Origin of the sequence: Candidatus Syntrophosphaera sp. (assembly GCA_019429425.1) — a bacterium.
In the GTDB taxonomy this organism is placed as follows: Bacteria; Cloacimonadota; Cloacimonadia; order Cloacimonadales; family Cloacimonadaceae; genus Syntrophosphaera.
The window spans coordinates 1-18,568 of record JAHYIU010000002.1 but is presented as its reverse complement, the minus strand read 5'-3'; the positions used below and the strand labels follow the sequence as shown (position 1 = coordinate 18,568).

General features: G+C 52.1%; 10 protein-coding genes. 9 read left to right on the top strand and 1 reads right to left on the bottom strand.

What is annotated here, in order from left to right; genetic code table 11:
• Nucleotides 1–70 precede the first annotated feature (70 nt).
• Entirely contained in the window at nt 71–1,126 is a 1,056-nt protein-coding gene (locus tag K0B87_00380; protein ID MBW6513202.1) for a GntR family transcriptional regulator, read from the bottom strand.
• A 307-nt stretch (nt 1,127–1,433) separates the two neighbouring features.
• On the opposite strand from K0B87_00380, the gene K0B87_00375 reads away from it, so the two are divergent.
• From K0B87_00375 to K0B87_00335, 9 genes are all read left to right on the top strand, one after another.
• The gene (locus K0B87_00375) at nt 1,434–3,620 is read left to right on the top strand and encodes a family 16 glycosylhydrolase (protein MBW6513201.1); all 2,187 of its coding nucleotides are present in this window, start codon (nt 1,434–1,436) and stop codon (nt 3,618–3,620) included.
• A 10-nt stretch (nt 3,621–3,630) separates the two neighbouring features.
• On the top strand, nt 3,631–5,601 hold the full coding sequence (locus tag K0B87_00370; protein MBW6513200.1) for an MFS transporter: 1,971 nt from the start codon (nt 3,631–3,633) through the stop codon (nt 5,599–5,601).
• Between the two features lie 9 nt (nt 5,602–5,610).
• Nucleotides 5,611–7,314: a glycosyl hydrolase gene (locus K0B87_00365; GenBank protein ID MBW6513199.1), complete on the top strand. Its 1,704-nt coding sequence runs from the start codon at nt 5,611–5,613 to the stop codon at nt 7,312–7,314.
• Complete coding sequence (locus tag K0B87_00360) at nt 7,314–8,450, top strand: glycosyl hydrolase family 17 (protein MBW6513198.1); 1,137 nt, start codon at nt 7,314–7,316, stop codon at nt 8,448–8,450. Before K0B87_00365 ends, K0B87_00360 begins: the two co-directional genes overlap by 1 nt.
• The gene (locus tag K0B87_00355; protein MBW6513197.1) at nt 8,447–9,829 is read left to right on the top strand and encodes a T9SS type A sorting domain-containing protein; all 1,383 of its coding nucleotides are present in this window, start codon (nt 8,447–8,449) and stop codon (nt 9,827–9,829) included. The genes K0B87_00360 and K0B87_00355 overlap by 4 nt, the downstream gene beginning before the upstream one ends.
• Before the next feature lie 84 nt (nt 9,830–9,913).
• Nucleotides 9,914–12,682 (top strand): cadherin-like beta sandwich domain-containing protein, encoded by a 2,769-nt coding sequence (locus K0B87_00350; GenBank protein MBW6513196.1) that lies wholly within the window; start codon nt 9,914–9,916, stop codon nt 12,680–12,682.
• Between the two features lie 164 nt (nt 12,683–12,846).
• A complete protein-coding gene (locus K0B87_00345; GenBank protein MBW6513195.1) occupies nt 12,847–16,155 on the top strand; it encodes a hypothetical protein in 3,309 nt (1,102 codons plus the stop codon).
• Between the two features lie 37 nt (nt 16,156–16,192).
• Complete coding sequence (locus tag K0B87_00340; GenBank protein MBW6513194.1) at nt 16,193–18,115, top strand: glycoside hydrolase family 3 protein; 1,923 nt, start codon at nt 16,193–16,195, stop codon at nt 18,113–18,115.
• A 266-nt stretch (nt 18,116–18,381) separates the two neighbouring features.
• Nucleotides 18,382–18,568: transposase (locus K0B87_00335; GenBank protein MBW6513193.1), on the top strand; the 187-nt coding region annotated here is incomplete at its 3' end.

Below are 18,568 nucleotides of genomic sequence, written 5' to 3'. Positions count from 1 at the left end.
TTTTTTTTGAGCATAGTGAGAATCGCTGGGGAAAATCCCATCGCAACTGAGATTTGGATGCGGAGGTCGTTTAGACTGGCAAGAGTGCGCAGGAATCCCGTTTGATCAATTTTGCCTGCAGGATCACATGCAGAAAATCCGTGTTTCCGCCTTTCATTTCGGTGAGGAGGATTTCCACTGCTTTGCGGGCCATTTCTGCTATGGGAGCGGCATTAGTGGTGAGGGTAGGGAAAACCTTGGAAGCCAGCAGGATATCGTCAAAGCCGATGAGGCTGATATCCCCGGGGATCTTGAAGCCACTTTCGCGGATCACTTTCAATGCGCCAATTGCCATTGAATCGTTCGCGCAAACAATCGCGGTTGGAGGTTCGGAGAGGGAGACAAAATATTTTCCGGCTCTTTCACCCGATTCACAAGAGTAATCTCCCTTGAACACCAAAGATCTGTCCTCTTTGAGGCCAAAACGGGCCAGAGCGTTCTTGTAGCCGAGCAACCTGTCCTTGCAGACATCTGAATCCAGGAGTCCGGAGACAAACCCGATGCGTCTATGGCCAAGCGACAACAAATATTCGGTGGAGTGGCTGCAACTGTTGAAATTATCGATCGTTACCGAGGGAATGGATTTATCTGAGGCGATGTTATCCAACAAGACTATGGGCACAAAACTCTTGATTTCCTGGATCCTGTCCTCTAAGCGGGGAAAGCAGCAAATTATCACCCCATCGACTTTTTTCTTGTTCTTCAGCGGGTTCAGATCATCAAAATCGGAGAAAAACAGGATATTGTAGCCATGATTGGTGGCTTCTTCCTCCAGGGATCTGAATACAAGAGAGTAATATGGGCTTGAGATTCCTTCTTTGATGCTGTCGTCCAAGAAGAAACCGATGTTTTTTGTAATCCTGGAATTGTTCTTTTTGTGGCCTATGAATGTTCCCTTGGTGCTGTCTTTGTACAGGATGCCCTCTTCCACCAGCTCCGCCACGGCCTTGCGCAAGGTCATGTAGGAAACTTCCAGTTCACTGGCCAGAACTCTCTCACCCGGGAGCCTTTCAACCAGCAAACCGGTTGTGATCATGTCCTTGATCCGGTTTTTGATTCTGATGTATTTATGTGTTGTGTTTATCATAAAGCTTCTGTCATCTTCTATTACATATACATAGGTAATATAGCAATCCAAGTCTTTCCAATCCGCGACACATCAACTGCGCTGGATTGCTATCAAGCAATATTACCACTTAAAACAAAGGAGCAGATTTAGTCAAGAATTCTTTTTACCGTAGGCTTTAAAAAGATACCAGGCAAGATCGAATTTGGTTGAGCTGAAAAAAAAGCTTGACACGAATTGCGGTAATTCAAATAGTGCTATATAGCAGTCAAAGTCGCATTGCTTTTAGGATAGACAATAAATAGCTTATTTTGAAAGGAAGGTTCAAATGGCAGTTAAAACGTTAAGTTTGCTCAGTTTGGCAATGGTGTTGTTTCTGGTCTTTGGATGCGATAGGATAACGCCTCCGGATCTGGTGCCAGATACCACCGTTCCCCCCAACTATACATTAGTGTGGGCAGATGAATTTGACCAGGCCAGCCCGGTTCCCAACAGCGATAACTGGGGTTATGACCTTGGTTATGGCAGCAATGGCTGGGGCAATGATGAATGGCAACTTTATACCAATGCTCCGGAAAATGTGAGGGTGGAAGACGGCAATCTGGTAATTTCGGCAGTTTGGGATTCGATCAATTATCCTGTCCCTGGCAAGCGCGATGGTTCCATCACCTCAGCCCGGCTTAACACCAAAGATAAATTCTCGTTTAAATTCGGCAAAGTTCAGGCCCGGATTAAAGCTCCCACCGATACCGGCATGTGGCCGGCTTTCTGGATGCTGGGCAAGAATTATGACACCTTGGGTTGGCCCCAGTGCGGGGAGATCGACATCATGGAGATCAGCCCCCTGCTGCACGATGACAGAACAACCTTGTGCACTTTGCATTGGTGGGATGATGAGATTGGCAGCCACAATTCCTACGGCCAGCACAAGAAACTGAACGAGCCCTTATCCGCAGACTACCACGTCTACGAAGTGGAATGGGATGAGCAGCGGGTCGTTGGCAAGATCGATGACATCACATATTTTATAAAGGTAATTGACCCCAGTACGATGGATGAATTCCTCAAGGAGTTTTTCCTGATCCTCAATGTTGCTGTGGGCGGCAATTTGGGTGGCGCACCAGACGCGACCACCAATTGGCCTCAGAGCATGTATGTCGACTGGATCCGGGTGTATCAAAGCGAGGAATCGCTGATCCCGATCGAGACTTTTGGCATTTTTACAGACGAAACACCAGTGGACGCCGGTTTGGAAATTGGCGTGAATGCCGAGATATATGTCTGGGAGAACACTCTTACCGGCGGAACCATACCGCCCTATGAAGGTCCCAACGTAATTTCTTGGTCCACCACCGGACAAGGTTGGTTCGGAGCCGGGATCAGTTCAAACAGCCCGCTAGACCTATCTGGATTTGCGGAAGGAAACATCAAATTCATGATCAAGATCCCAGCCAACGTCAGCTTCAAGATCGGGATCAACGACGCTTCTGGGACTGAAAGCTATGTGCTGTTTCCCGCCGGCCAGACAAGCTATGGCCTGGTCCGGAACGGTGAATGGGGACAGGCCATAATACCAGTGGCGGATATCAGGGGCAATGTCGACCTGGAAGTGCTCAGCTATGAATTCATCATCTTGGAAGAGAACGGAATCCAGTGCCAGTTTGCCATCGACGATATTTATTGGGATGGCGGAGGAGCTTCCGCAAGCAGAGTTTACTTTGACATGGACAGCTACGCGCAAGACACGACCGCGGCTACGATCACGGTAGAAGACGCGGCGGCAGCAGGACAGCTTGTTTCCGTTAATGTAAGCAATGGTTCGGAGACGGTCAGTCTTGGAATTACCCTTGGGGGCGCGGGCATTGGCACGGGTATCCTGAATTTCGGCCCCACCAATGACAATACGGACACGATCGCCATCACGGCGGGTGGTTTTGTCACCGCGACCTACATTGACACCTACGGCACCATCAGAACTGATACGGCCAATATTTCAGGCGGAAGCAGCCCGGACGCGATCGGGATATATTCTGAAACCCATACCGATCCCATGCTTGTCTACAGCCAGATCATAAACAGCGCCGACTGGAGCGGAAATTCGGCGGAACCGAATGAACAAAGCACCGCGGTAACACCGGTTGACGGCATTTATGTGCTTTCCGTGAATTTCACCGATCTGGGAGCCGGCTGGGGCGGGATCGCCTTTAACTTTGGCGCTCAGGATATCTCAGGATATTCCACCTTTGTGATCAATGTTGATAAGACGGCCATGCCTGATCTGGCCCACCTTGGCATCAAGTTCGAAGATAACACGGGAGGGGCCACCGAGGTCGATCTGGCTTCATACACGCCGGTGATTTCGGGAAACTGGTCCCGCTACGAGATTCCCGTGAGCCATTTTCCAGCGGTGAACCTGAGCGCGGTGAAATACCTGGGCTTGTGGAATCCCTTCACCAGTGGAAACACCTATATAGTGGGACAACTTTATTTCGATGACATTCATTTGACGAACTGAGGAAACGAAAATGGGTAAAAACGTACGTCATACCACAAGACCTGAAGACAGGATATCCTTAAAACAGAAATCAGCTTACGCTGTGGGAATGTTTGTAAACAACCTGCAGGCGGCCGCCCTTCCGGCCATGGTTGTAATTCTCAACCTGGGACTGGGCATGGATGTGATGCTGGTGGGCCTCATCGGATCAATTCCCCGCATCTTTGACGCCATTTCAGACCCCTTGGTGGGCTATATATCCGACAACCATCGCAGCAGATGGGGTCGGCGCAGGCCCTTCATTTTTGTTGGTGCTTTACTGGCGGGACTGATCTTTGCCGTGATGTGGCAGGTCCCATCTGGATACATCAACATTTTGGGCAAAGACCCAGTGGCGCAGCATCAAACCATAACCCTGGAAACCAACGACGCGGTTGTCGATGAAGACGCAGGGATCTCCGTAAACTATGACACAGAGAATCCGGATATATCCTATGTGCTTTACGGACCCCAACTGCTCTCGGAGAAAAATGATTCCGGATTTGCCACCGATCTTGACGGATACCCTCAGATCGAAATGAACGTAAAATTCCCCGCCTATGAATCCCTGCGGGTAGTGATCAATGAAGCCAAAACTGATGCCGTGGAAGCACCTGAGTCCTATTATCTTGATCTTACGCAGGAGAATTCCCAGGAAGGCAAAGGCAATCTGTATAAATTCAGACTGGAAGACTTTAAGCGGCTTGACTCGGAAGAAAGCCAACAAGGAAACAATCAGCTTGACATCCAGTCGATCGCCAGCATCAGGGTCGATCTCAGAGGGGCTGAAGGATCCGGAGCTGCTGCCATCAGCACTTTCAAGCTGAGGAAAAGCGAGGGATTTTTCACCAAATACTTCATCTATTTCCTGGTAATGTCCATTCTCTTCTTCCTTGCCTACACGATCTACGCCACTCCCTTTGTCGCCTTCGGTTATGAAATGACACCCGATTATCATGAGCGGACAAGGCTTCACGCCTTTGCCAATACGGTTGGCCAATTGGCCTGGCTTGGAGTGCCCTGGTTTTACGCGATCATGTCCAGCACCCTGTTCCGGGATACGGTGCATGGAGCTCGCACCCTGGCAATTGCAGTAGGAATCCTTGTGGCAGGTTTGGGAGTAATTCCGGCGATCTTTTTGAGGGAAACCCAAATTATTGAACCCGTGGAAAGGGCTGTCAAGGGCGTGTGGAAAAACCTCAGCGAGTTCTTCAAGGGGATCAAGACCACCTTCAAATGCAAACCTTTCGTCAAACTCTGTGGCGCTACCTTCCTGGTCTTCAACGGATTTCAGTTGGGTTCCTCATTCGCGATCTATGTGATGATCTATTATTTGTTCAACGGAAACAACTCCAGTGCCGGGAAACTGCTGGGATGGTATGGCATGCTCACTTCCATCGCCACCCTGGGAGTGATCCAATTGACCGCCTGGGTGGCTACCAGGATCGGCAAACGCAGAACTTTCCTGATCACAATTTCACTATCGATGCTGGGATATGCGCTTAAGTGGTTTGGTTACAATCCCGCGCATCCCTATTGGCTGCTCTTCGCCGCCCCGCTGGTGGCTTTTGGTTCCGGATCCCTGTTCACGCTGATGGGGGCGATGATCTCCGATGTATGCGATTACGACGAATTGACCACCCACAAACGGCGTGAAGGTGTCTTTGGCGCAATCTACTGGTGGATGGTGAAAATCGGGATGTCACTGGCAGGACTGCTGACGGGAGTGCTGCTCAAAGTCTCCAAATTCGATCTGGCGCTAGGAGCGGGTCAGGAAGAACGGACCCTCTACCTGCTGAGAGTGTTCGACGTGGGCATACCCATAATAACTTCCGCCATCGCGCTGTGGCTGATCTTCAAGTACACGCTTACCGAAGAGCGGGTCTACCAGATCCGCGCCGAGTTGGAAGAGCGCCACAAGAAGATAGTGGAACCCATGGAAACTGCAGTGTCTGATTCATAGGTTGTCCGGATGTTTGGAAAAAGATTGCCAAAGCAGTTGTTTCCAGTACTGGCCTTGGTCTTGCTCCTGGGTGGTTCATGGGGATACGCGACCACAGCCGATTATGGGATTGAATCCACTTCCGAGATCCTGTTGACCTCGGCTGCGGGCGACAAGCTGGCCGTGCAGGAAAATGTCACCTTTGGCGGAGGGCCGGTTCAAGGTACGGTCCTCCGCGTTTTTCCTGATCTCGTGAAGCAAACCATCGACGGCATCGGAACTTCCTTCACTGAGTCTTCAGCTTTCGTGCTGGCCCATCTGGACAAAGAGAAAAGATGGGAGGTAATGGAAAACATCTACGGCATGACGGGAGCGAACTTTTCCTTGGCCCGCACTCATATCGGGTCCTGTGATTTCACTGTAAAAGGAAAGTACTCCTATGCTGATGTTCCCGGCGACTTCGAACTGAACAGCTTTAGCATCGCTCCGGATAAGGAGGGCTTTGATCCCGATGTATTTCCGGGGATCAAGGATACTGCCTACGATCTGCTGCCGATGATCAAAGAAGCTCTGGCCATCAAGAGTCGGCAAAGCGATAGGGAAATGAGGATCGTTTCTTCGGCCTGGACCGCTCCGGCCTGGATGAAGGATATCGAAACCTGGTACATTCCCGGGTCACCTGAAAATAACTGGCAGGGCACCGGGGGTTCCCTGAAGCAAGTATATGTTCCCGTTTATGCTGACTATATCGTCAAATATCTTGATGCATACCTTACAGAAGGCGTGAAAATCTGGGGATTGACCCCGGTCAATGAGCCACACGGCAACAACGGACAATGGGAAAGCATGAACTTCAGCCCGGAATCACAGAACGAGTTCATCAAAAATCACCTGGGGCCAAAGCTGCAATCCAGCGCGCATGCGGACGCCAGGCTGCTGATCTACGATCAGAACCGGGATGGTTTGGAGCACTGGACGGATGTTATCTATGCGGATCCGGAAACGGGTCCCTTTTTGTATGGCGCGGCAGTTCACTGGTATGAAAGCACTTTCAAAGTGTATGAAGATACCTTCGACCGGGTTCATGACAAGTACCCTGACATGGCCATCATGCACACCGAGGGTTGCATCGACGATCTGGGCAAAGACGCGCCCGGTGGAGTAACTGACCCGCTTGGCTTCAAAGAATCAAATTGGTTTGGCAACGATGAATTCTGGTGGAGTAAAACTGCTACCGATTGGGCTTATTCTGTTACCTGGGAAGGTGTGGCCGTGGAAGATCATCCCATGTATACCCCCGTGCACAGATATGCCCGCAATATCATCGTCAGCCTTGATCATTGGGTAACCGGCTGGATCGACTGGAACATTGTTCTGGACCGGTTTGGCGGCCCCAACCACGTCGGAAATTTCTGCGGAGCTCCGCTCATGATCGACACGGAGTCCCAATACGTTTATTATACGCCAGTGTATTATGTCCTCTCCCAGTTCAGCCGCACGATTCGTCCCGGCGACAAAGCCGTGCAGACAGATCTGAGTAGGGCTGGGCTTGGTGAAGACGATCTGCATGCCTGCGCCACGCTGAACAATTCAGGTATGTTAAGCGTCCAACTCTTGAACACCACCGAACAGCCGATTGTCTACCAACTCGAGATCGGCCCCGATAACGCGGTTTTGGAGATAGCGGCAAACTCGGTTCAAACGGTCCGGGTCCAATTGTCAAAGGAACAATGATGACGAAGTTTCCTTCATTTCTCCCTTTCCTACTTCTCATCGCGGCTTTGATCTCAGCTTGCGCAAGCAATCAAGCGCATAAAGGAAACAGCTACACCCCTGCTGAAGTGAGAAGCGCACTCGAATCAGGACAGGCGGTTGAAAGATCGGTCCCTTTTATAGATAGGGAGTTTAGCCCTTGGATGAATGGCCGCTGGATCGGACAGGCTGTTTCCTACGGTTGTTACAGGGATGGTCAAGCCCCCGGAGTTTCAGGGCCTAACAAGGCAGAGATTCTGGAAGATCTGGAAATCATTGTCAAACACTGGAACCTTATCCGGGTGTACAACGCCGATGACGACACCCAGAGGATTCTTGAGGTGATAAGTGAAAATGGCCTTCCTCTTCAAATGATGTTGGGTATCTGGCTGGAAAACGAGGAGAACAACCCTGCAGCCAGGAAATCGAACATCGAAAACGTACTGCGCGGCATAGAGCTTGCCAATGGATATCCAGACATAGTCACGGCGGTGAATGTTGGCAATGAGACCCAGGTATTCTGGTCCGGGCATAAACTCGATACCGCCAGCTTGATCAGATACATCCGCGCCGTCCGCACTCACACTAAAGTTCCAGTGACCACGGCTGACGACTACAACTATTGGAATAAAGCTGAAAGCGCACAAGTGGCGGATGAAATTGATTTCATGGTCACCCATATCTATCCCCTTTGGAATGGCAAAACGCTGGAAAATGCGATTAAGTTGCTGGATGAAACTTTCGATGATGTCAAACAGCTACATCCCCGAAAAACGCTGGTTCTCGGAGAAATCGGCTGGGCAACCAATTATAATCCGGATAAAAAGGGTGATGGCGAACAGGGAACCCTGATAAAAGGAGAGGTGGGAATCAAGGCCCAGGAAACGTTTTTGCTGGAGCTGGACCAATGGGTGCGAAACAACCAGATCACGACCTTTCTGTTTGAAGTCTTTGACGAACCCTGGAAAGGCGGCGGAGAGGATTCCGGTCCAAATGAGATCGAGAAGAACTGGGGTGTATTTTATCAGGATAGAACCCCCAAAACATCATTTATCAATTACCTAAGCAAACAAGAAAACAAAGATGAAGATCAATTCCTCAGAAGGAGAGAAAAATGAGAAATTCAATCATGCTTTGCGCCACAGTGATCATCATTGCGATGAGCTCTGTGCTATTCGCACAAAACGCGCCGATCAATTTTGAGGCTGGCGGCCAGGGAGCCAACTGGACTTGGACCGTGTTTGAAAATGGCACCAATCCTCCGGTGCAGATCATGGCCAATCCTGATGCCTCCGGGATCAACACCTCATCCACGGTGGCCCAGTTCACGGCTTTGGTGGCCGGGCAACCTTGGGCGGGCTGTGAATCCCAGCACGGATCTGACATTGGGACCTTTACCTTTAATGCCTCCAACTGCACCGTCAAGATCATGGTCCACAAACCCGTTATCAGTGACGTGGGGATCAAGTTCGTATCCGCAAGTTCCGCTTCCTCCGGCGAGATCAAGGTCCCCAATACTCTGATCAATCAATGGGAGGAACTAACTTTCGATTTTTCCAGCCGGATAGGTGAAACCAACGATCAGATCGTTATCTTCCCGGATTTCGACCTTGCCGGCAGAGTTACCGATAACGTGGTCTATTTCGATAACATCACCTTTTCCGCGCAAATTGAGATACCGGCACCCGCTGAGGCCGCTCCGGATCCCATCCATGATCCGGCATACGTGATCTCCCTGTTCAGCAATGCCTATACAAATGTACCTGTCGATACCTGGTCCGCTCCTTGGGACATGGCGGATGTGGCTGATATCCAAATTGACGGGAATGACACCAAGCTCTATACCAATCTAGTCTACGCTGGGATCGAATTCACCTCGCAGACCATTGATGCCACTGACATGACCCATTTCCATATGGACATCTGGACCCCCGATCCAACAGCGTTACCGGCTGTGTTCAAGATCAAACTGGTTGATTTTGGCGCAGGCGGAGTCTGGGGTGGAGGAGATGACGTTGAGCATGAACTGACTTTCGATGCCAACACAACTCCGGCCCTGACAAGCGAAGCCTGGATAGGTTTCGACATTCCCCTGGCTGATTTCACTGGCCTTACGACCACCGGACACCTGGCCCAGTTGATCATCTCAGGTGATCCCAATACGGTCTATGTGGACAACGTGTATTTCCACAGCGGTATAGTTGATATCAGTGATAACATCTCCGTACCGAATCCTTCGGTGCTGGGCAATAGCTATCCCAATCCCTTCAAACCAGCCACCACGATCAGCTATTCGATCCAAAAATCTGCTCATGTCACTCTGAAGATCTATGACAGCAGGGGACGTCTGGTTGACACATTGGTGGAAGGAGAGATGGCGGCCAATTCCTACCAACAGGTCTGGAATGCTGGAAACCTTCCCTCCGGCGTATATTTCTATCGTTTGACAGTGGATGATCAAGCAATCGACACCAAGCGCATGGTGCTGCTGAAATAATAATCATAAAGATCAGCCGGCACCGTTTTGGTGCCGGCTGACTTTGAAAAACAACAACTATCTGACTTAAGCAAGGAGAGAAAAATGAGAGCTAACAAACTGTTTTTGCTGGTGATTTTCATGATGGCGTTCACAGCCATTATGTTTGCACAATACATCACAGTTGATTTTGAGCCAGGCGGCCTGGGAGCCGACTGGAATTGGGTGGTGGGAGAAAACGGAGCCAACCCTCCGCTAACCTTTCCTGCCAACCCTGTAATGGGCGGAATCAACACTACGCCGACGGTAGCCCAATTCACTGCCCTGGATGCAGGGATGGATTGGGCCCTGTGTTTTACCGACGATATCGAAACCTTCCAGTTCAACGCGTCCAACGCCTTGGTAAAGATCATGGTCTACAAACCTGTGATCAGCCCAGTGGCGGTAAAATTTGAGGGTGGCAGCGCACCACTGGAACTACAAGTTACAAATACCCTGGTAAATCAATGGGAAGAACTAACCTTTGATTTTTCAGCTGTCATTGGGAATACTTACAGCAGGATCGTGATCATACCGGATTTCGCGCCCAGAAACCAGGATAACATCATCTACTTCGACAACATCCGCATCCCTGAGGGAAACATGGCTCCTCCAACGGAACCGACCGTGGCAGCGCCAACCCCAACCGTGGATCCCGCGAACGTGATCTCCCTGTTCAGCAACGCCTATACCAATGTTCCCGTGGACACCTGGTCTGCTGGTTGGGACATGGCGGATGTTGCTGATGTCCAGATCGCGGGCAATGACACCAAGCTCTATACCAATCTGGTTTATGCAGGGATCGAATTCACCTCCCAGACCATCAACGCCACAGCCATGACCCATTTCCACATGGACATCTGGACCCCGGATCCCACTGCCCTGCCGGCGGCCTTCAGGATCAAACTGGTTGATTTTGGGGCCAATGGAGTCTGGGGAGGCGGAGATGATGTTGAGCATGAGCTTAGCTTCAATGCCGATTCAATCCCGCCCCTGGTGAGCGAAAACTGGATTAGTTTCGACATCCCCCTGGCGAATTTCATCAACCTGACGACCACCGGACATTTGGCCCAATTGATCATTTCCGGCGACCCCAACACCGTGTATGTGGACAATGTCTATTTTTATGATTCCGGAGCAGCCGGCAGTGACGCCACTCTAAGTGATCTGCGGGTCGACAATGTCACGATCCCGGGATTTTCCCCGGCTACCTTCAATTACACTTACCAGGTTACAGGGGCCAGAACGCCGGTCGTCTCGGCCACGAAAAACGATCCCAACGCCACCATGGTGATCACCCAGGCCACGGCAGTTCCAGGAACCGCAACAGTCGTGGTGACCGCTGAGGATGGAATCACCTCCCTGACCTATACGGTTAACTTTGTTACCCAAACCGCTCCTGTTGACGCTCCACCCGTTCCAACCCACGAACCTGAGGATGTCATATCCATCTACAGCGATGCCTACGCCAATCTGCCAGGCACCAATTTCAACCCCTATTGGGGCCAACAGACAATTGTCACCGTTGACGTTGTGATAGCGGGCAACAACACTCTGCTTTATCAAAACCTCAACTACCAGGGAACGGAATACACTCCTCAGGATGTTTCGGCCTACGAATATCTGCACGTGGATTTCTGGACCGTCAATTCCACCGACCTGGGCATCTATCTGATCAGCCCCGGCGCTGAGACGGAGTATGTGTTCACGATCGTTCCCGGCACTTGGGTCAGCGTGGATATTCCCCTTTCCTACTTTGTTCCTCCGGTCAACCTGGCCAATGTCTTCCAATTCAAGGTGGAAGGGAACGGGGATATATGGTTTGACAACCTCTACTTCTGGAAAAACCCCACTGCTCAGGGCACGGACGCCACTCTGAGCGATCTGCAGGTCGATGGAGCCACGCTAGCCGGCTTCACGCCCCTGACCGAGGGCTACAATTACGGCCTGCTCGAAGGAACCGTGATCGTTCCCCAGATCACCTCAGTCACTACCACCGATCCCAATGCCACCTACGTTATCACCCAGGCTTCCGGCATTCCCGGAACCGCCTCCGTGCTGGTGACAGCCCAGAATGGAATTAACACCAAAACCTACACAGTGGCCTTTGCGATCACCTATCCCAATTCCGTGCCGCCCGTTCCGACGCATAACCCCGCTAACGTCATTTCCCTGTTCAGCGACGCCTACACCGATGTAGTTGTCGATACCTGGCTGACCCCCTGGTCGCAGGGAGTTTATGAAGAGGTTGTGGTCGCGGGAAATCCGGTCAAGAAGTACACCCTGGTGAACTTTGTCGGGATCGAAACAGTGGGACCGAATCTGATCGATGTTTCCGGCATGACCCACGTGCATCTGGACCTCTGGACACCCGATGCCAACAACTTCAGGTTCAAGCTGGTGGATTGGGGTGCCGACGGCGCCTGGAGCGGTGGTGATGACACGGAACATGAGTTGATGTTTGAAACTCCCGAAACGGGATCTTGGATCTCCTACGACATCCCCCTGTCAGCTTTCACCGGTCTGAACATCACTGGAAACATGGCGCAGTACATCCTGTCCAAAGACCCTCTGGGCACCATGTATATCGATAACTTCTATTTCTACGCCATGGGACTCGACATACCCGCGAATGTCACCATAACCGAGACCGCGAATACGGTGACGGTCACCTGGGACCCCGTTGCCGGCGCGACTTCCTATACGGTGTATGCCTCGCAAGATCCCTTCGGGACCTATGCTCCGGTTGCTGACGGAACCTACAACGGGACCAGTTGGTCCTCTTCTGTCACTGAACCGGCCAGATTCTACTATGTGACGGCAAATGCCAATTAGGAACACAGATAACCCGGCTAATAATTAAATGAAAGTCAGCGACCAAGCGTCTGAACTCAAATGCCTGGCGCTGCTTAAATGAACATGAAGATCAGCCGGTACGGATTATTGTATCGGCTGATCTTTCTAAAAACAAACTCAGAACAGAATTGGGAAACATAATAGTGCTGGATCGAAGCCCCCAAGCCAAATACCAGCTCACTGACAACGGTGAGTTCATTATCACGGATTACAACTCCGCCAAGTTGTTTTCCAGTTTCTTCCCGGGCATTGCCGGAAAGAACGGCATTCCCATGTGGACCTTTTACGTCAATCGCGGGCAATGCGTCTGCAGCATGGGCATTGAAGGCAAACATCATCCCATCATGGAATTCCTGCCCGCCAACTGGGCTTATAATCTCGTATCCACCCAGGGGTTCAGGACTTTTATCAAGTTGGTGGACCAGTCATCCAACAGATTCTACGAACCGTTTCAGAACAAAGCCGATGATCAGCAGTACCAGAAAGCGCAAAGAATGATCATCGCCCCAGCCAAACTGACCCTTGAGGAAGTGAACAAAACCCTGGGTCTGAAATTCAGCGTGGAGTATTTCAACATCCCGCAGGAAAACTATGCCGGCCTCGTGCGCAGGCTCACGATCCAAAACCTGAACCCGGATCCGGTACGACTGCAGGTATTGGACGGCCTTCCTTTAATAGTGCCCTATGGTCTGGACGACTATGGCCTCAAACATATGCGGCGCCTGTTCGAGGCCTTTGTAGAGGTCACCAACTTTGAAAACAAGGTTCCCTTCTACAAGCTGAAAGTCGAGCCCTCCGACCGTCCGGACGTGGTCAGGATCAAAAAGGGCAATTTCTATCTTGGATTCATGGATGATTCCAAGCTGGTCGATCCGATCTATGACCCCGTGAAGATATTTGGCATCCGGGGCGATTACGCCCACCCTGAGAGATTTTTGAGCAGTTCCAGCGAGGAACTCGCTGCCGGACAGATTTATGAGAACCGTCTGCCTTGCGCGATGGGATCTTTTGAGACGACCATAGCCACGCATCGCACATGCACCTATACCTCAGTTATTGGCCACGCCGGTTCAGCCAGTGAGTTGAATGAACTGGTCCCCAATATTGTCCACAACGGATACATTGAGAGAAAGGCTGTTGCCAATCAGGAGATCGTTTCGGCATTGACCCAAAAGAACTTCATCTGCAGTGCAGAACTCGTTTTGGATCAATACGCAAGGCAGAATTTTTTGGATAACGTGATGCGGGGCGGATTCCCGCACACGCTGAAGGGAAGGGAAAGCTCTTCCGTACTTCATCTCTATTCCCGCAAGCATGGAGACCTGGAACGGGATTACAACGACTACCGTCTTACTCCCACACCCTATTCCCAAGGTAACGGGCATTTCCGGGATGTGAACCAGAACCGGCGCTGCGACCTGTTTTTCAACCCCCAGGTGGCTGAGGGCAATGTGCTCCAGTTTGCCAGCCTGATCCAGCTCGATGGCTTCAATCCTTTGGTCGTCAAAGAGAGCCGTTTTAGCATCTCCCAGCACGCCAGGCTGGATGAGGTCCTCGGCCAATATCTCGATCCCGGCAGGGTGGGAGAGGTCGCGGCCTATCTTCAAGATACCTACACACCGGGCGAATTGCTGCTTCACCTGCATGACCGGGGGATCGCGATCAAGGGCGATGCGAACATCTTTATCGGCGACCTGTTGGGCATCAGCGCCAAGCATTACGGCACCGAGCCCGGCGAAGGGTTCTGGATCGATCACTGGACCTACAACCTGGACCTGCTGGAGAACTTTCTGGCTGTCTATCCTGAGCAAAAAAAGCAGATTCTGTTCGAAAACAAAACTTTCACATTTTACGACAACCCGCAGCGGGTCCAGCCCCGGGACGAGAAATACGTCATCTGGGGGGGGCGGGCCATGCAATTGAATTCCGTGGTTCTTGACAAAGAGAAAGAACTGCTCATCAGCCAGCGCTGCCACGACCAAAACAAGGTCCGCATGCAATACGGGCAAGGAGAGGTCTACAAAACTACCTTGTTTACGGTGATGCTGAGTCTGATCACCAACAAACTCGCCTCTCTCGATCCCGAAGGCGTGGGAGTGGAAATGGAGGCCGACAAACCCGGCTGGTACGACGCCTTGAACGGCATGCCCGGCCTGATCGGTTCCAGCCTCTGCGAAACCCTGGAGCTAAAACGCCATATCCTCTTCCTTTTAGATACCTTGGCCGGATTCTTCAATCAAGGCCTGGAGTTTGCCGTATATGAGGAATTGCATGAATTCATCGCAACTCTGAGCGGCCTGCTTGGATCCGGGCTTTCCGCCTTTGAGTTTTGGGACCGGGCCACCGCGCTCAAGGAAAACTACCGGGCCAAAACCAGGCTGGGAGTCAGCGGAAAAGAAAAGAATATCACGCTCAGCGAGTTGATCGATTTTCTGCAAGCCAGTCTGCAGAAACTGGACGCCGGCATAGCCAGGGCCTGGAACAACGATGTGGTTTCCACTTATTTCATCAACGAAGCCGTGGAATATGATCAGATCACCGTACCCTCCCGGGACGGCAGTTTGGAAGCCAAGTGCAATGCCAAAGGCCTATCCTGCTTCCGGGCCAAAAAGTTCAACCAGGTTCCCTTACCCCTCTTTCTGGAGGGTCCGGTGCATTTCCTGCGCGCCCAATCGGACCCCCAGGAGGCCCGAAAACTTGCCGCTGGAGTCAGGAACAGCGGGCTCTATGACGCCAAACTCAAGATGTACAAGGTCAATGAATCCCTGGCAGACCAGCCCATGGAGATCGGCCGGGCCAGAACCTTTTCCCCCGGCTGGTTTGAGAATGAATCGATCTGGCTGCACATGGAATACAAATACATGCTGGAACTCTTGCGCAACGGGCTCCATGCTGAGTTTTTCCGGGATTTCAAACAGGTGTTCGTTCCCTTCTTCGATCCCGAAGTTTATGGCCGCAGCATCTTGGAAAATTCCTCCTTCATCGTCAGCAGCGCCAATCCCGATCCCTCGCTGCACGGCAATGGCTTTGTGGCCCGCCTGAGCGGGGCGACGGCTGAATTCATCCATATCCTGCACCTGATGACGGTGGGGCAAAATCCTTTCGAACTGGACTCCGCGGGAGAATTGCGGCTTAACCTCAAACCTGTCCTGCCCGGCTGGCTGTTCACCCCGGAAGCAAGGCGCAGCCGTTTGTTGATCGGAGACGCATGGCAGGATGTCCAGTTTGAGGCCGATACTTTCAGCTTCATGTTCCTGGGGAAGATCCTGGTGACCTACCTCAATCCCTCGCGCAAGGACACTTTCGGGCCTGATTCAGTTTCCCCGGCCAGTTGGAAAGTGCTTGACCTCCAGGGAATTTCGCGGGAGTTTCAAACAGCGGCCCTCAGCGGAGAGATTGTCAGGCAGATCCGTGCTCGTGAGATCCTGAGCATAGCAGTGGAACTGCGTTAGATAGCATAAGATTTTAAGAAAACATAGGAGAACAAACATGAACCAGATCGAAGAAAAGGTCTCCGCCCTATTGGCGAAAATGACCCTGGAGCAAAAAATCGGCCAGATCCTCCAGCCGGAACGCCAGTTCATCACACCCGAGGAAGTGAAGAAATACCACATTGGCTCTGTCCTGAGCGGAGGCGGATCGGTCCCCGGGGAAAACAGACCCGAAGATTGGATCGCGATGAACGATGCCTATTGGGCCGCCTCCATGGAGGAAGACGAGGATCATCTGCCCATACCCCTGATCTATGGGGTCGACGCCATCCATGGCAACACCAACGTGCTCGGAGCCGTGGTTTTTCCCCACAACATAGGTTTGGGCGCGGCCCATGATCCAGATCTGGTCGAGCGGATCGCCGCCACCACAGCGAAAGAGATCACCGCCACCGGGGTCGAATGGACCTTTGCGCCAACTCTGGCCGTGGCCCGCAATGACCATTGGGGCAGGACCTACGAAAGCTATTCCGAAGATCCGAAGATCGTGGCGGAATACGCACCCAGATTTGTCAAAGGCCTGCAGGGCGATTTTGGTGAAGACAAGGTCATCGCCTGCGCCAAGCACTGGGTCGGCGACGGCGCCACGCTGCACGGCATCGATCAGGGCGACATGTGCATCTCAGAAGAGGAACTGCGGAAGATCCACGTTCCGCCCTATAGGGCCGCCATCAAGGCCGGCGTCCTCACCGTCATGGTTTCGCTCAGCAGCTGGTTTGGTCAGAAGTGCCACGGGCACAAATTCCTGCTCACCGATCTGCTGAAAAAGGAACTGGGCTTCGAAGGCTTCGTGATCTCGGATTGGGATGGAATTGACTATTTATCAGAAGATTACGGCGAAGCGGTGGTCATGTCCCTGAACGCGGGAATGGACATGTTCATGGTCACCTCCAGATGGAAGGAATTCATCTCGCACGTCAAAACCAACATTGCCAACGGCCGCATACCCCAGGAACGCTTGGACGATGCCGTCAGGCGGATCCTGCGCGTCAAATACGCCTTCGGCATGTTTGACAAGCCCCGTCCCGCCCTCAGGAAACTTTCCCTGGACCACTCCAGTTTCGGTTCCCGCGAGCATCGTGAGGTCGCCCGCGAAGCGGTCCGCAAATCCCTCGTCATGCTCAAGAACGAGGACGACATCCTGCCTCTGGACAAAAACGCCCGGATCCTGGTCACAGGAAAGAACGCCCACAACCGGGGCCATCAGTGCGGCGGATTCACTGTCGCCTGGCAGGGCGTGAATGACAAAGCTCCCATCGAAACGGGGATCTATGATCAGGCCGAAAAAGAAAAGCCCAGGGACGCCAGTGACAAGAGCGCCGATTCCTGGGGCTCCGCCATCATCGGCGGAACATCCGTCTGGGAGGGGATCCGGAACCTGGCGCCCAACGCCGTTTTGAGCAGTGACGGCTCCGATGCCGATCCCTCCAAACACGATCTGGCCATCGTGGTCATCGGCGAAGTCCCCTATGCCGAAATGCTCGGCGACATCCGCGTCGAAGGCCTGGCCAAGGGCTTGAACATCGGCCCGGGCTCGACCTCGGACGAAACCCTGCCCGGCGAAGACATCCCCATCATGAAGAAAGGCCCCTACGGATCCCATCTCTACCTGCACGAGCTGCATCCCGAGGATATCGCCACCATCCGGAACATCACTTCCAAAGGGATTCCCGTGGTCGCGGTCATGATCTGCGGGCGCCCCCTCGTCATCGAACAGGAATTGGCCGAAACCAAGGCCTTCGTGGTCGCCTGGTTCCCCGGTTCAGAGGGACAGGGCGTGGCGGATGTGCTCTTCGGCGATTATCCGATGCAGGGCAAGCTGAGCTTTTCCTGGCCCCGCTACGACGACGAGAACTGGAATCTGGGCGATCCGGGCTACCACCCCATGTTCCCCTATGGCTACGGATTGGAATACCTGTAAACGGAGCTCTGGGCCAGATCGTTAGCCCGGCCTGACAAGTTGATTCAACATGGCTGGGGATCGAAGCAGGCTTTGCCCGCGGAATCCCCGGCCTTTCTTTTTCCGCCCTCTTTTCACGCTGTCTATCACTTGACTATCCACTGTCTATCACTTGTCTATAATAGACAAGTGATAGACAGTGGATAGAGAAGTGATTAAGAGCCAGGCCTGAGGGTGACCCGTCCTGAAATAGGTTGACCAAAAACCTATAGTAAGGAGTATGACCAATGAAGAAAACACGTCCCCAAGTCCGCTACAGCGAAGAGTTTAAACGCACAGTGGTAGAGGAGATCGAGGCAGGCATCATGAATGTTTCGCAAGCCTGCAGATATTATGGGATCGGCTGCGCGATGTCGGTGTACAAGTGGATCAACCTCTACGGTATGAACGAGATCAAAGGAAAGAAGGTACTGG